The organism is Arthrobacter sp. ISL-65 (genome assembly GCF_018613795.1).
Lineage (GTDB): Bacteria > Actinomycetota > Actinomycetes > Actinomycetales > Micrococcaceae > Arthrobacter.
On sequence record NZ_JAGGPN010000020.1, the window covers coordinates 152,758 to 167,655 of the forward strand.

A 14,898-nucleotide genomic window follows, 5' to 3' on the forward strand; every position below is an offset into this window, starting at 1 on the left:
CCGGCCTTCGCCGTCCCCGCGAACATGGGTCCCGTGCCATATGCGACGCCGGGATAGGATACCTAGGTGACTGACCCGACCCCCTACGCCTCCGGCACTGCGCCCGCTCCACTGTTCGGTGCCTCCGATATCCGCAGGCTGGCCGGGGAGATCGGCGTCCGCCCCACCAAGACACTTGGCCAGAACTTCGTCATCGACGGCAACACCATCCGCAGGATCGTGGCAACCGCCGGCGTCGGACCCGACGAGACGGTCCTCGAAATCGGACCCGGGCTGGGGTCACTGACGCTGGGGCTCCTCGACGCCGCCAAGGCGGTGGTCGCCGTCGAAATTGACCCCGTCCTGGCCGCGAAGCTCCCGGAGACCATCCGGCAGTGGCGGCCCGACTCCGCCGGTGATTTCCACCTGGTCCTCGCCGACGCCATGAAGGTGACTGAGCTGCCGGCCGAGCCCGAAGCGCTCGTCGCCAACCTGCCGTACAACGTCGCGGTGCCGGTGGTGCTCCACCTGCTGCAGCACTTCCCGTCGATCCGGCACGGCCTTGTGATGGTGCAGGACGAAGTGGCGGACCGGCTCGCCGCCGGCCCCGGCTCCAAGATCTACGGCGTGCCCTCGGTCAAGGCCGCGTGGTACAGCAGCATGCGCAAGGCCGGCATCATCGGCATGAACGTCTTCTGGCCCGCGCCCAAAATTCAGTCCGGGCTCGTGGCCTTCACCCGGCGTGAACCCCCGGCCACCACCGCCCGCCGCGAGGAGGTCTTTGCCGTCATTGATGCTGCGTTCGCGCAGCGCCGCAAGACGCTCCGTGCAGCCCTGGCCGGGTGGGCCGGCAGCGCCGCCGAAGCGGAACGCTGCCTGGTAGCGGCCGGGGTCGACCCCACCGCGCGGGGCGAAGTGATCGACATCGCCGCGTTCTCGAGGATCGCCGAAGCCCGCGCGGCCGCGGACGCCTGATGGCGGTCCAGGGCGTGCGGGGGCGCTTCGCGGCACGGACCGTCCGGGTCAAGGCTCCGGGCAAAGTGAACGTCTCGCTGGATGTCGGGCCGCTGCGGCCGGATGGCTACCACTCAGTGGCCAGCGTCTACCTTGCTGTGTCGCTGTACGAGGAAGTTGCGGCCACCAGCACAACATCCGACGGCATCACGGTCAGCATCAGCCCGGACAGCACGCTGGACCTCGACGGCGTGGACATCCCGCTCGACGAACGGAACCTCGCCTACAGGGCAGCCGCCATCATGGCCGATGTGTCGGAACACTCCACCGGGGTGCATCTTGAAATCACCAAGCGGGTGCCCGTGGCAGGTGGCATGGGCGGCGGTTCCGCGGATGCTGCCGCCACGCTCCTGGCCTGCGACGCGCTGTGGAACAGCGGCCTGTCCCGGGACGAACTCGCCCAGCTCGCCGCCGAGCTCGGAGCGGACGTTCCGTTCGCCCTGCTGGGCGGCACGGCCGTGGGGCTGGGCGTGGGTGATGAACTGTCGCCCGCGCTGGCAAAGGCCCAGACGGACTGGGTGCTGGTGACGGCCGAGTTCGGGCTGTCCACGCCGGAGGTGTTCCGTACGCTGGACCGGCTCCGCGATGCCGAGGGCGTGGACGGCGACGAGCCCACGGCTGTGGACCCCAAGATCCTGCAGGCCTTGCGCAGTGGTGACGCCGATGCCCTGAGCCGGGTGCTGGTCAACGACCTCCAGCGGGCGTCCATCGAACTTGCCCCCGGGCTCCGGGACACACTGGGCCTGGGCGAGTCCTGCGGAGCCATTGCCGGGATCGTTTCCGGCTCCGGGCCCACCGTGGCCCTGCTGGCGCACAATCCCGAAGCGGCGGAGAACCTCGCCGGGGAGCTGCAGCACAAGGGGCTCAACGCACTGGCCGTCCACGGCCCCGTGCCCGGCGCGCGCATCATCTCCGATACGCTCCTTTAATACCTTCCAACCAACACATCAGAAAGCAGTTCCCCGTGGCACACCTGCTCGGCGGCGAGAACCTCACAGTCTCGTACGCAACCCGCACCGTTCTTGACGGCATCACCCTTGGACTCGAAGAGGGTGACCGGATCGGGATGGTCGGCAGGAACGGTGACGGCAAGTCAACGCTGATGCGGCTGCTGGCGCTGCGGTCCACCCCTGATTCGGGGCGCGTGACCAAGCGCAGCGAGGTCAATATCGGATACCTGGACCAGAGTGACGTACTCGACGGCGACCTGACGGTTGGTGCCGCCATCGTCGGCGACCAGGCTGACTACGAGTGGGCGCGTAATCCGCAGATCCGCGAGGTCATGGGCGGACTGGTGTCCGACGTTGACTGGCACGCCAATGTGCACGCACTCTCCGGTGGCCAGAAACGGCGCGTGGCCCTGGCAAAGCTGCTGATCGAAGACCATGACGTGATCATGCTCGACGAGCCCACGAACCACCTCGACGTCGAAGGCGTCGCCTGGCTGTCCCGGCACCTGAAGACCCGGTGGCGGGCCAACCAGGGCGCGTTCCTCGTGGTTACCCACGACCGCTGGTTCCTCGACGAAGTCTGCAACAAGACCTGGGAAATCCACGACGGCATCATGGACCCGTTCGAGGGCGGCTACGCAGCCTACGTCCTGGCCAGGGCCGAACGTGACCGCGCCGCGTCGGTGATGGAAGGCAAGCGCCAGCAGCTCGTCAAGAAGGAACTCGCCTGGCTGCGCCGAGGCGCCCCCGCCCGCACTGCCAAGCCCAAGTTCCGGATCGAGGCAGCCAATGCCCTGATCGCCGACGTCCCGGAGCCGCGCGACTCGATGGCGCTGAGCAAGATGGCCACGGCGCGCCAGGGCAAGGATGTGCTCGACCTCGAGCACGTTTCCCTGGATTTCCTGGGTGGCGACGCCGGGCAGAAGCTTTTCGACAACATCACCCTTCGCCTCGCACCGGGCGAGCGGCTGGGGCTGGTCGGTGTCAACGGCGCCGGCAAGACCACACTCCTGAAACTCCTCAACGGCGAAATTCAGCCCACCTCCGGCAAGGTTAAGCGCGGCAAGACGGTTGTCACCGCCGTACTGACCCAGGAGGTCAAGGAGCTCGACGACGTCGAGGATCTCCGCGTCATCGAAGTGATCGAACGCGAAAAGCGGTCCTTCAATGTTGGGGGCAAGGAATTCAGCGCCGGTCAGCTCGTGGAACAGCTTGGCTTCACCAACGAGAAGCAGTGGACCCCGGTCAAGGACCTCTCAGGTGGCGAACGCCGCCGGCTCCAGCTGCTGCGCCTCCTGGTGGGCGAGCCGAACGTGCTCATGCTCGACGAACCCACCAACGACCTCGACACGGACACCCTGGCCGCCGTCGAAGACGTCCTGGACGGCTGGCCGGGCACGCTCGTTGTGGTCAGCCACGACCGCTACCTGCTGGAGCGCGTCACGGACCACCAGATGGCGTTGCTGGGCGACGGCAAGATCCGCGCCCTGCCCCGCGGCGTGGACCAGTACCTCGAACTGCGCGAAGGCACCCTGGCCGGCTCCACCATCACCGGCGGCGGCAATCCCGTCACCGGTGCCAGCGGCAGTTCGGCACCGGCCGCCACCTCCGGCGCATCCGAAGCCGAGAAGCGCGACGCCCGGAAAGCTAAGAACCGGATCGACCGCCAGCTGGGCAAGCTGACGCAGCAGGAAGACAAGATCCACGCCCAGATGGTCAAGAGCACGGCCGACAACGACTTCGACGCCATGGCCGAGCTGAACAAGAAGCTGAAGGCCCTGGCCGAAGACCGCGAAGCCCTGGAACTCGAGTGGCTCGAGGCCCTGGAAGTCCTCGGCGAGTAGGGTCCTGTGCTCGCTTTTGGGCGCCGCAGCCGGCCCTTCCGCGTCGCTTAGCGCGTAGGTCCCTTCCCAACACTCGCAAGCTCGTGTCGGGTCCCTCGGGACGCCGCTGACGACACATAGGGAGCATTCCGGTCGCTGGGCGACCTGCGCGCTCCGATGTGCCGCGATGCGCTCCTTTCGGAAGAACCGCCTCCGGCGGTTATTGTGCGCGGGAGCCTAAGCCTCGCTGCGGAGTTCCGGGTCCTTTTTGAGGCCGGTCAGGCCGTTCCAGGCGAGGTTGACGAGGTGCGCGGCCACGGCCCGTTTGTCGGGCTGGCGGGCGTCCTGCCACCACTGGCCCGTCATCGCCACCATGCCCACGAGCATCTGCGCGTACATGGCGCCGTCGGCTGCGCTGAACCCGCGGCGGGCGAATTCGTCGGACAGGATGTATTCAACGCGCGCGGTCACGTGTGAAAGCAGCGTGGAGAAGGCGCCTTCCGGCTGGGACGGGGGAGCGTCCCGCATAAGGATGCGGAAGCCGTCGGTGCGTTCCTCGATGTAGGTGAGCAGGGCCAGGGCAGCGCGCTCCACGAGGACCCTCGGCTTGGCTTCCTGGGTGAGTGCGTCATTGATGGCGGCGAGCAGGATCCGGAACTCGTACTCGACGACCTGCGTGTACAGGCCTTCCTTCGAGCCGAAGTGCTCGTAGATCACGGGCTTGGAGACGCCGGCGGCGGCCGCAATCTCCTCGATGGTGGTGCCGTCCAGCCCCCGCACCGCGAAAAGGGCCCGCCCTACTTCGATGAGCTGGGACCGCCGCTGGGGTCCGGTCATCCGCGACCGGGGGATGCGGCCCGCGGCTGCGTCGGGCCTTGCTGGCAGGTTCCCCGGACCGTCAGTTGTCCCTGTGCTGTTGCTCACGGTCCAATCATGCCTTATGTCAAGCGGTGGGCAGGGGTGGCGGCGGGTCCCGGCGCGGTGCCCCGACCGGCGCCGGTGCACCCGAAGCGCCGAGGTCGCACGAGCGTCAACGTTCGTGGCAGAATTGGTTCTCGTGCCCGGGCTTAGCGCCGGGTATGGTCCGCCCTGGTGTAATGGCAGCACCCCGGCCTTTGGAGCCGTGGAGTATAGGTTCGAATCCTATGGGCGGAACAGCTGCATCAGAGGCGTCCAGTAGGATGAACCCTGTTGCCGGTTCCGGGCACGGGCCCGGACACCGCCGCGCAGGCAGCCGCGGATGCAGTACAGCGCAACCGAGCAAGGAGAGCCCGTACGTGAGCCCCGAGAAGTCCGGCCCAGCCGCCGTTATCGTCCTAGCTGCAGGTGCCGGTACCCGGATGAAATCCCGTACCCCCAAAATCCTCCACGAAATCGGCGGCCGCTCCATGGTGGGCCATGCCCTGCTCGCCGCCCGCAGCATCAGCCCCGAGCGCCTGGCCCTCGTGGTCCGGCACGAGCGGGACCGCGTCGCAGCCCACCTCACGGAACTTGATCCCGACGCCGTGATCGTGGACCAGGACGAGGTCCCCGGCACCGGACGCGCCGTCGAAGTTGCCCTCGAAGCCCTGGACGCCAAGGAGCCTGTGGCCGGAACCGTCGTAGTCACCTACGGCGATGTGCCGCTGCTGACCGGCGAAATGCTCGCCGAACTCGTGTCCACGCATGAGCGCGAAGGCAACGCGGTCACGGTGCTCACCGCGATCCTGGACGACGCCACCGGCTACGGCCGCATTCTCCGCGGCGAAGACGGCACGGTCACGGGCATCCGCGAACACAAGGACGCCACCGACGCCGAGCGTGCGATTCGCGAGATCAACTCCGGCATCTACGCCTTTGACGCCGCTGTCCTCCGGGTCGCCCTCGGCCACGTCACCACCGACAACTCGCAGGGTGAAAAGTACCTGACCGATGTCCTCGGGCTGGCCCGCGAGGCAGGCGGCCGCGTGGCCGCCGTCGTCACCGCCGACCGCTGGCAGGTGGAAGGCGCCAACGACCGCGTCCAGCTGGCCGCCCTCGGCGCGGAGCACAACCGCCGGATCGTGGAAGCATGGATGCGCGCCGGTGTTACCGTCGTTGACCCCGCCACCACCTGGATCGACTCCACGGTGACCCTGGCGGAGGACGTCCGGATCCTGCCCAACACCCAGCTGCACGGCGCCACCACGGTGGCGCGGGACGCCGTCGTCGGCCCCGACTCCACACTGACGGATGTCAGCATCGGCGAGGGCGCCAAGGTGACCAGGACCCACGGATCCGGTGCGGAGATCGGCGCGGGGGCCAGCGTTGGCCCCTTCACCTACCTGCGCCCGGGAACTGTCCTGGGCGAGACAGGCAAGATCGGCGCCTTCTACGAAACCAAGAACGTCAGGATCGGCCGCGGCTCCAAGCTGTCCCACCTGGGCTACGCCGGGGACGCCGAGATTGGCGAGGACACCAACATCGGCTGCGGCAACATCACCGCGAACTACGACGGCGAGAAGAAGCACCGCACGGTGATCGGCTCGGGCGTGCGCACCGGCTCCAACACAGTATTCGTCGCTCCGGTCACGGTGGGGGACGGTGCCTACAGCGGCGCCGGAGCCGTGATCCGCAAGGACGTGCCCGCCGGTGCCCTGGCGCTGTCCATGGCAGCACAGCGCAACGCCGAAGGCTGGGTCGCGGCCAACCGCCCCGGCTCGCTGTCCGCGGAACTGGCAGAAGCCGCCGCGGCCCGCGAAGGCCGCACTGAGACCTCAAATTCCCCCGCATCTACAGAAGAGGGCTAGCAACCATGACCGAAATTACGGCTCACGGCGAGAAGAAACTGGTGCTCGCCGCAGGGCGTGCACACCCGGAGCTTGCCCGGGAGATCGCCAAGGAGCTGGGCACGGAACTGCTGCCTGTGGACGCCTACGACTTCGCCAACGGCGAGATCTACGTCCGCGCCGGGGAGAGCGTCCGCGGAACCGATGCCTTCGTCATCCAGGCGCACCCCGCGCCGCTGAACAACTGGCTCATGGAACAGCTGATCATGATTGATTCGCTGAAGCGTGCCTCCGCCAAGCGGATCACCGTTGTTTCGCCGTTTTACCCGTACTCGCGCCAGGACAAGAAGGGCCGCGGCCGCGAGCCGATCTCCGCCCGTCTCGTGGCCGACATGTACAAGACGGCAGGCGCCGACCGCATCATGAGCGTGGACCTGCACACCTCGCAGATCCAGGGCTTCTTCGACGGCCCGGTGGACCACCTCATGGCCATCCCGCTGCTCGCGGACTACATCCGTACCCGGGTCAGTGCCGACAACATCACCGTGGTCTCGCCCGACACCGGCCGCGTGCGCGTGGCCGAACAGTGGGCCGAGCGCCTCGGTGGCGCTCCGCTGGCATTCGTCCACAAGAGCCGCGACCTGACCGTGCCCAACCAGGCCGTGTCCAAGACCGTGGTAGGCCAGATCGAGGGCCGTACCTGCGTGCTGATCGACGACATGATCGACACCGGCGGAACCATCTCCGGCGCCGTGCAGGTGCTTAAGAACGCCGGTGCCAAGGACGTCATCATCGCCGCGACGCACGCGGTGTTCTCCGACCCCGCCGGCAGGCGCCTCTCCGAGTCCGGAGCCCGCGAAGTAGTTGTCACCAACACGCTGCCCATCCCCGCCGACAAGCGCTTCCCCGAGCTCACCGTCCTGTCCATCGCGCCGCTCATCGCCCGGGCCATCCGGGAAGTGTTCGACGACGGTTCGGTCACCAGCCTGTTCGACGGCAACGCGTAAGGCCCCTGCTTGAGCTGGGCCCGCGCCGGCGCCCGGCCCGTTTTCAGTAAACGGGCCGGGCACTGGTAAACTTTTCCCGATACCTTGGCGAGGGAGAGCACCGGAAATCCGTATGCGCGGAACACCGGACTGCTGGTCTCCGTTATCGACTGGGTCTGAATCACCCTTCTGGTGGGGCCGCCTTCGGGCCGCCCGGCGTTGAAGGTCACTCCAGACCTCCGCCCTTGCTGAAACAATAATTGCTACCAGGAGATTCATATGTCTGAGCAGAAGCTCGCAGCAGAAGCCCGCACCGAATTCGGCAAGGGCTTCGCCCGCCGCGCCCGCATGGCCGGTCAGATCCCCGCCGTGATCTACGGCCACGGCGCAGAGCCCATCCACATCACCCTCCCCGCCAAGGCCACCACCCTGGCCGTGCGCACCGCGAACGCCCTGCTGTCCCTTGACCTCAACGGCGAAGGCCACCTGGCCCTGGTCAAGGACATCCAGCGCGACCCGATCAAGCAGATCATCGAGCACATCGACCTCCTGACCGTCCGCCAGGGCGAGACGGTGACCGTGGACGTTCCCGTTCACCTCGTCGGCGAGCTGGCTCCGGGCAACGCCTACAACCAGGAAATGACCGTCATCTCCCTCGAAGCCGAGGCAACCCACCTCCCCACAGCCGTCGAAGTCGACATCGAAGGCCGTTCCGCCGGCCAGCACATCCACGCCTCCGACCTCGTGTTGCCCAAGGGCTCGGTCCTGCTGGCCGACGCAGAGGCCCTGGTTGTCCACATCTCCGAGGCTACAGCCACGGCCGAAGAGGGCGAAGCCGAGGAAGGTGCCGCGGCAGCGGCTCCGGCCGCAGAAGCTGCTGCCGAGTAATACGGGCACAACCCTTCCCGCGCCACACACGGCGCGGACCGGTGGCCGGGTCCTTTCGGGCCCGGCCACTGCCGTCCCGGCCCCGCTTGTGTGCAAAACCCCCGCCTTAGGATTGATTCATGACTGACACCTGGCTGATCGTAGGCCTTGGCAACCCCGGACCCGAGTACAGCGGCAACCGGCACAACGTCGGCCAGATGGTGCTGGACGGGCTGGCCGGGCGCATCGGTGGGAAGTTCAAGGCGCATAAGGCCAGGGCCCTTGTCCTGGAAGGCCGGCTGGGTATCGGCGGTCCGCGGGTGGTGCTGGCGAAGCCGGGCACGTACATGAACGTCTCCGGCGGCCCGGTGTCCGCGCTTGCCAGGTTTTACGACGTCGAGCCGTCCCGGGTGGTGGCCGTCCATGACGAGATCGACATTCCCTTCAATACTGTGAAGCTGAAGATCGGCGGCGGCGAGGGAGGGCACAACGGTCTCCGGGACATGTCCAAGGCCCTCGCCACCAAGGACTACCTCCGCGTGCGGGTGGGAGTCGGACGGCCGCCGGGCCGGATGGACACCGCCGACTACGTGCTCCGGGATTTCGGCACTGCGGAAAAGAAGGAACTGCCCTTCCTGCTCGATGACGCCGCCGACGCCGTCGAGCTCCTGATCAGGGAGGGCCTGACGGCCGCGCAGCAGCAGTTCCACACCGCCAAGGTCTAGCGCCCCCCGCCTCGGGTTTTCCTCCCCGCCGCACGACTCCTCAAGGTCGCATCAAGGTCTGCGAAATGTGAACGCAGTGCCCTGTATCCCTGCAAAGTAACGGGGTAGTCTACTTTCTAAGCGGGGGAGGCGATGGAGCCTTTATCCTGCCGGGCGGGATGTAAGGAAAAAGTTCATGTCAATTGAGCCACTGAGCTGGGGACGTGGGTCTACGGCGGGCGTGCTTGCGGGACCGTCGGGCGTCGCGGGCGGAACGGACCTCCAACGATGGTCGGTTCCGGCGCGCAGCGCAGACCTTGAATCCATCCGCACTGCCCTGACAGATCCCGAGTCCCTGGGCGTAGTTATCACCGGTGCCCGCGGTGTGGGGAAATCCTCGCTCGCGCGCACCGCCGTGGCTGAGTTGGGTCCCGACGCCTGGGCGCTTCAGCTGCGCAGCCCCCTGACCGGCTCACAAACCTCGTACGGCTGCCTCGCCTTCCTCCTGGCCAGGCTTCCGCAGTCGGCGCTGGCTTCCCCGACCGCCATCCTCCAGGGCATCACCTCCCTGATCCGGTCCGACGCCGCGGGCCGGGATTGCGTCATCACGCTGGACACAACCGGCCAGATCGATGATATGAGTGCCGGCGTCATCCTGAACATCATGCTGACGCACACCGCCCGCGTCATCGCCATCGCCCCCAGCACCAGCGACCTTCCGGCGGACTTCCACTGGCTGCTCACCGACCGGCGGCTGACGGAAGTCCGGCTGGACAACCTCAACGAACTGCAGACCCGGCAGGTGCTGCTGACGCTGCTGGGCCACCGGGTCTCGGCCTCGCTCGTGAGCACCTACCACGCCATCGTGGGCGGCAATCCGCTCCTGCTCAAGGCGCTCGTCACCGAGCAGCGGCAGTCAGGAAACCTCGTCCTGTCGGATTCCGTCTGGACCCTGCGGGACAGGGTGGTGCTCGACGGCGCCACCGGGCTGGATGACATCGTCCGGTCCCGCTGGTCCCGGGAAGAACCGGAAACCCGCGAGGTCATCGAGATGCTTTCCTGTGCGCGGCGTGTCTCTCTGGCAAGGCTGACCGAAGTTTACGGCACCGCCACCGTGGCCGACATGGAGGACGCCGGGCTGCTCACGGTCGGCGTCACAGGGGACCGCTGGGTCTCCCTGCGGGAGCAGTACCTCGGGGACGTGGTGCGGTCCTGGCTGAGCATCTCCCGCCGTCGTGAACTCCGGACCCTGTTGCTGGGCGGCCACGAACCCGAGTTGTCCGTGCTGAGCATGGAGGAGCGCATAGAGTTCGCCGCCTGGACCAGGGAATGCCAGGCCGAACTGAGCCCCGCCATGGCGGTGGCGGCTGCTGAGGCGGCGGTGCAGCTCTTTGACCCGCGGTTCGCGATCTCCTGCGTTGAAGGCATCAAGAAAACCGATGACATGTGGGTCGAAGCACAGCTGCACAAGGCAACCGCCTACCTGCTGCTCGACCTGCCGGTGCAGGCCATGGCCGCGCTGGAGGATATTTCCCGGGTACAGCTGGACGCGCTCGAGCAGGAGGCTTTCGCCCGGGTCGTGGCAGCCAAGACCCGGGTCATGGTCTGGCTGCCGGAGCTGTGCGACAAGGTGCCGGACGAGCTGGCAGCTGCCCGCAAGCGGCTGGACGTTGCCACCGGAGTGGCATCCAGCTGGGCCGGTCCGCTTGGCGCGGCAGCCAACATCATCACGCTGGCCGAATTCGAATACAAATCGTTCATCGGCGACTACGCCTCCATGGTCGGGGAGCTGGAGGAAGCCACCGACCCCGCGGTCAACAAGGACCCCGGCTTCAGGATCCAGGCGGCTCTGATCCTGATGCACGCCTTGTCGGCGGTCGGCCGGGAAATGGACGCCCTCCAGCTGATGCGCCGCGTGGGAGGACAGCTCTCGGACGCAGAGCCGCTGACTGGACTGCGGGAGCGGTTCGCCATGACGGCGTTCAACGTGCTGCTGCAGGCCGGCCAGTGGAAGCGGTGCCTGGAACTCGTCGGCCCGCCCAAAGGACAGGAGGAGCGCCGGCTGGCCTACCGGACGTCTGCCACGGAACTGGCCGCCGGCATCGCCTACCTTTTTTCCGGCCGCGGCGCTGTGGCCCTGGATTCGCTGCTGTCCGCTGTCGCCCAGCTTGAGCTCCGCCCTGTACTGAACATGCTGCAGGCCGCCTATGCCGCCACCGCCTTCGCCTACGCCCAGATCGGCAACGCCGGGCAGGCGCACAAGTATCTCGACAAGCTCCGCGGGGTGCGCGGGCACTGCAACTTCGGCACCATGTTCCTCACCGAGTTCTGCGCGGACATGGCCGGACGTTGGCTGGGCGACACCGACGCCGTGAAACGTCTGCTCGGGGCAGCACGCCGCGACATCGATGCGGGCCGGTACACCCTGGCGGGCATCAGCCTGCTCGGAGCGACCGTGAACGGGACCGATGAGGACTTCCGCCTGATGGAGGAGGTGGCGGGCCACCGCCAGGGGACCCTCGCCGAGATCTCACGCCTCATCGCCGTAGGCACCCGCACCAAGGACGGCAAGGTTCTCTTGGAAGGCGCGCACCTGTGCGCGGAACTGGAACTCGACGCCGTGGAGGCCCGGTGCGTTGCGCTGGCCGTCGACTTTGCCCGCCACTCCGGCGATTCCGCCTCCGCCCGCGTTGCCCAGGCCCGTCTGGACAGCCTCACCGCCACGGTGCCCAGCCTTCCGATCGTTCCCAGCAGCGGAAGCCCGCTCCTTACCGCCCGCGAACGCCAGATCTCCAGGCTGGCCGGAAGGGGCGTCTCCAACCGGGACATCGCCCTGGAGATGGGCGTATCAGTCCGAACGGTGGAGGGTCACCTCTACCAGGTCTTCACCAAGCTCGGCGTGACATCCAGAGGTGATCTGCCTGGCCTCGTCTAATAGCTCCTCAGCACACAGCGCTTCGTTCAACACTTCGTCCCACGGCGTCGCGTCCAATGGCGGGGGCGCTAAACCGGAATCCGAACTCCGGCAGCTAACCGGCCGCGGTGAGGCGATAGAGCATGTCTGCACCGTCATCCGCAGCCGTGCCAGCCAGGCGGTCTACCTCATGGCAGGCCCCGGTGTCGGAAAGACATCCGTGACTGACGCCGTGCGGGAGAAATTGGCGGCAGAGATGACCGTGCTCCGCATCCACGGCAGCTCCTCGCTGGCCAAGGTCCCCTACGGTGTGCTGGCGCCCTACACCTCCGGGCTCGCCCCCGAGGAAGCCGACTCCCCGGTGGCGGTGCTACGGGCCGTCTGGGCCCACTTCCAGGAGCTGAAGGGAATCAGCGACCTCAACGGGGGCACCGACGCCCCCGTGCTCCTGGTGGTGGACGACGCCCACCACCTCGATGACGCCACCGCCAGCATGGTGGTGGACATGACCTCGGCCGGCTGGGCGACCGTGCTGGCAGCCGGGCGGCCGCGGCCGGGGCTGCCCCAGGCCCTGAACCAGCTCTGGTATGACGGCCTCGCCGAACGCATCGATCTCCGACCGCTCAGCGGCGAGCAGGTCCGGGAGGTAGTGGAACACACCCTGCAGGGGACGGTTCCCGTCAGCACCGTCCAGTCGCTGTGGTCTGCTTCGGGCGGCAACCCGCTGCTCCTCGACTGCCTGCTGAGTGATGCAACAGCCGCCGGAACCCTGGTCCAGCGGAACGGAATCTGGGTGCTGCTCGGACCGTTGCCGGCCGACGGACCCAGGCTGTCGGATCTGGTGGTGAAGGATCTCCTCCGGAGAACGCCGGAGGAGCAGGATGCGCTCAAGGTGATCGCCTTGGCCGAGCCGGTGCCCAGGAGCCTGATCGAGGACGTCTGCGGCGCCGGCGTCGTGCGTTCCCTGCTGGACAACCAGGTGGTGAGCGAATCCGCCGCAAGGCATACCGAGCTGCGGCTCACCCATGCCATCCTGGGCGAATCAACGCGGCGCCAGGTGTCCGTCTCGCGGAGCCTGCAGTTGCGGCAGAAGCTTGATGCCCATCTGGATCCCGCCGCCGCAAGCGCCGAAGGCAGGCTGCGGCTGGTCGAATGGTCGCTGGAATGCGGCATGGAAGTTCCCGACCGGGACCTGCTGGACGCGGGGCTGCTGGCCGCGACGACGTTTAACAACGCCGGCGCCCGGCTCATGGCCGGTCATGTGCGGGCACCGGAGCTGCAGGCCCCTGCGCAATCAATCACCGCGCGGGCCAACTTCAATGAGGGGAAGTACCGCGAGGCCGCCGAACTCCTTGACGGCTGCTGGCTCGATCTGGCGGGGGATTCGGAAGCTCCTCAGGTCCTCATGCTGAGGGCGTCATCCCACATGGCGCTGGGCAAGTCCGTGCCGTCGCTCAGGGCTGAATCACGCCACCAGCTGGAGGAGGCCGGGATAGTCCCGGACGATGCCTGGCAGGACAGGATCCACGGGCTGCTGGAGATGGCGGCCGCCGGGGATCACGATGGCATTAACGCTGTCATCACGGCGCTGGGGACCACGGATCCGGACACTGCCTCGGGTGTCGAAGCGACACAGCATGCCGTGGCGCAGGCCCTTCTTGCGCAGACGCTGGTCGCCGCCGGCAGGTCACACCAGGCCCACGCCGCCGCGGCGGCCGCCGGCCCTTTCCTGCCCGCGCTCAGCGGCGGCCTGTACTTCTTCAACGAGTTTGTCCTGACCCGGCTGGCCATCAGCACCCTCGCTGCCGGCAACTGGGAGTCGGCCGAACATGAGCTGTCCGGTTATCCGGCGGAGCGCACCGAGGGTGCTTCGACCTTCGGCGGCGGGATCCAGGCACTGCGCGGCCTCGGACTGCTGCGGCAGGGGCAGCTGGAGCGCGCCTACCAGGTCCTCCTTCCTGCCGTTGAGGCACTCCGGGTCAATGACCCGCTGCAGGAGTTCAGGTTCGGCTCGTCGCTTGCCTTCTACGCCGCAGCACGCCTGGGCGACACGGCCCAGGCGAAGCGGCTCGAACAGGACTTCATCTCGGCCAGGCACGCCAGCGGACCCGGCTGCGACGCCGTCGCGGAGGCCTATGCGGCCGCCGCGGCTGAATACCTCGACCGGAAGGGCAGCGGCCTGGACAGGCTCCGTGAGCTCGCGGCGTCCGAGTCCGTGACGGACCATCCCGGAACCAGGATGGAGTGCCTCATTCTTTGCTCGGATCTTGGCGAGCAGTCGCTGGTGCAGGAGCTCGCCACGCTCGCCACCACCGTCGAGGGCCGGTGGGCGGCCGGCTGGCGGCAGCTGGCCCTGGCCTGGGTTTCGGAGGACGCCGACGTCCTCATGGACACAGCCGCCGCCCTGGAGGAAGCGGGCCTGCTGAACCTGGCACGCGAGGCATACGCCCGGGCCGGCGCGCTGCTGGATGCCGCGGGGGAGCGGCGACGCGCCCGCCAGGCAATCGCGCACCGGGAGAAATGCGACCAGGAGCTCGGCGAGCGGTTCCGCGAAAGCCCGTTTGTCGCTTCCGTCCCCAGCGTCCACCTGACCCGCCGCGAGCGGGATATCGTGGAGCTGGCGGTGCAGGGCCTCTCCGACCGCGAGATCGCCCAGCACCTGATGGTGTCCGTGCGGACCGTTGAGGGCCATCTGTACCGCAGCTACGTCAAGCTCGGCGTCCGCCGGCGCGACGAGCTCGCGCTCGCCCTTCCGAAGAAGTAGCACTTCCCCAGACTGATTTTTTCTGGCCCCCTCCGGGCAAGATCCGCGCGGTTGCGCGCCGGACATCACTACCTGCGGGAACCAGTAGTTGAGTACTCAGAAAAACGAGTACCTGATACTGGTGCAGCGGGCGCCAGTACGCGATTAACT

At 67.6% G+C, this 14,898-nt stretch carries 10 protein-coding genes and 1 tRNA gene; 10 read left to right on the plus strand and 1 reads right to left on the minus strand.

Annotated elements, in window-relative coordinates:
• Positions 1-66 precede the first annotated feature (66 nt).
• The 3 genes from rsmA to J7I85_RS09050 are packed head-to-tail and all read left to right on the plus strand — an operon-like array spanning position 67 to position 3,787.
• The gene (rsmA, locus tag J7I85_RS09040; protein ID WP_214850189.1) at positions 67-954 is read left to right on the plus strand and encodes a 16S rRNA (adenine(1518)-N(6)/adenine(1519)-N(6))-dimethyltransferase RsmA; all 888 of its coding nucleotides are present in this window, start codon (positions 67-69) and stop codon (positions 952-954) included.
• On the plus strand, positions 954-1,922 hold the full coding sequence (locus J7I85_RS09045; protein WP_214850192.1) for a 4-(cytidine 5'-diphospho)-2-C-methyl-D-erythritol kinase: 969 nt from the start codon (positions 954-956) through the stop codon (positions 1,920-1,922). The genes rsmA and J7I85_RS09045 overlap by 1 nt, the downstream gene beginning before the upstream one ends.
• Positions 1,923-1,957: 35 nt before the next feature.
• Positions 1,958-3,787, plus strand: a complete 1,830-nt coding sequence (locus tag J7I85_RS09050; RefSeq protein WP_214850194.1) for an ABC-F family ATP-binding cassette domain-containing protein — start codon at positions 1,958-1,960, stop codon at positions 3,785-3,787.
• 216 nt (positions 3,788-4,003) lie between these two features.
• Here the strand turns inward: J7I85_RS09050 and J7I85_RS09055 are convergent, their stop codons facing one another.
• Positions 4,004-4,603 (minus strand): TetR/AcrR family transcriptional regulator, encoded by a 600-nt coding sequence (locus tag J7I85_RS09055; protein WP_214851233.1) that lies wholly within the window; start codon positions 4,601-4,603, stop codon positions 4,004-4,006.
• A 246-nt stretch (positions 4,604-4,849) separates the two neighbouring features.
• Between J7I85_RS09055 and J7I85_RS09060 the strand changes: the two genes are divergently transcribed.
• The 7 genes from J7I85_RS09060 to J7I85_RS09090 all read left to right on the plus strand — a co-directional run bounded on the left by J7I85_RS09060 (position 4,850) and on the right by J7I85_RS09090 (position 14,748).
• A tRNA-Gln gene (locus J7I85_RS09060) sits at positions 4,850-4,921 on the plus strand.
• A 122-nt stretch (positions 4,922-5,043) separates the two neighbouring features.
• The gene (gene glmU, locus J7I85_RS09065) at positions 5,044-6,534 is read left to right on the plus strand and encodes a bifunctional UDP-N-acetylglucosamine diphosphorylase/glucosamine-1-phosphate N-acetyltransferase GlmU (protein ID WP_214850196.1); all 1,491 of its coding nucleotides are present in this window, start codon (positions 5,044-5,046) and stop codon (positions 6,532-6,534) included.
• Between the two features lie 5 nt (positions 6,535-6,539).
• On the plus strand, positions 6,540-7,520 hold the full coding sequence (locus J7I85_RS09070; RefSeq protein WP_102970707.1) for a ribose-phosphate diphosphokinase: 981 nt from the start codon (positions 6,540-6,542) through the stop codon (positions 7,518-7,520).
• Positions 7,521-7,778: 258 nt separating this feature from the next.
• On the plus strand, positions 7,779-8,387 hold the full coding sequence (locus J7I85_RS09075) for a 50S ribosomal protein L25/general stress protein Ctc (RefSeq protein WP_214850198.1): 609 nt from the start codon (positions 7,779-7,781) through the stop codon (positions 8,385-8,387).
• Positions 8,388-8,506: 119 nt separating this feature from the next.
• Positions 8,507-9,091 carry an aminoacyl-tRNA hydrolase gene (gene pth, locus J7I85_RS09080; RefSeq protein ID WP_214850211.1) on the plus strand — a complete coding sequence of 195 codons (585 nt, stop codon included), beginning with the start codon at positions 8,507-8,509 and terminating at the stop codon, positions 9,089-9,091.
• Between the two features lie 175 nt (positions 9,092-9,266).
• Positions 9,267-12,005, plus strand: coding sequence for a LuxR C-terminal-related transcriptional regulator (locus J7I85_RS09085; RefSeq protein ID WP_214850214.1), 2,739 nt, complete (start codon positions 9,267-9,269; stop codon positions 12,003-12,005).
• Positions 11,983-14,748: a LuxR C-terminal-related transcriptional regulator gene (locus J7I85_RS09090; protein WP_214850217.1), complete on the plus strand. Its 2,766-nt coding sequence runs from the start codon at positions 11,983-11,985 to the stop codon at positions 14,746-14,748. The genes J7I85_RS09085 and J7I85_RS09090 overlap by 23 nt, the downstream gene beginning before the upstream one ends.
• Positions 14,749-14,898: the final 150 nt, after the last annotated feature.

Coding starts and splice junctions, on each gene's coding strand:
- J7I85_RS09045 (WP_214850192.1), top strand. CDS start 954: ATGGCGGTCCAGGGCGTGCGGGGGCGCTTCGCGGCACGGACCGTCCGG.
- J7I85_RS09075 (WP_214850198.1), top strand. CDS start 7,779: ATGTCTGAGCAGAAGCTCGCAGCAGAAGCCCGCACCGAATTCGGCAAG.
- J7I85_RS09055 (WP_214851233.1), bottom strand. CDS start 4,603: ATGACCGGACCCCAGCGGCGGTCCCAGCTCATCGAAGTAGGGCGGGCC.
- J7I85_RS09070 (WP_102970707.1), top strand. CDS start 6,540: ATGACCGAAATTACGGCTCACGGCGAGAAGAAACTGGTGCTCGCCGCA.
- pth (WP_214850211.1), top strand. CDS start 8,507: ATGACTGACACCTGGCTGATCGTAGGCCTTGGCAACCCCGGACCCGAG.
- J7I85_RS09085 (WP_214850214.1), top strand. CDS start 9,267: ATGTCAATTGAGCCACTGAGCTGGGGACGTGGGTCTACGGCGGGCGTG.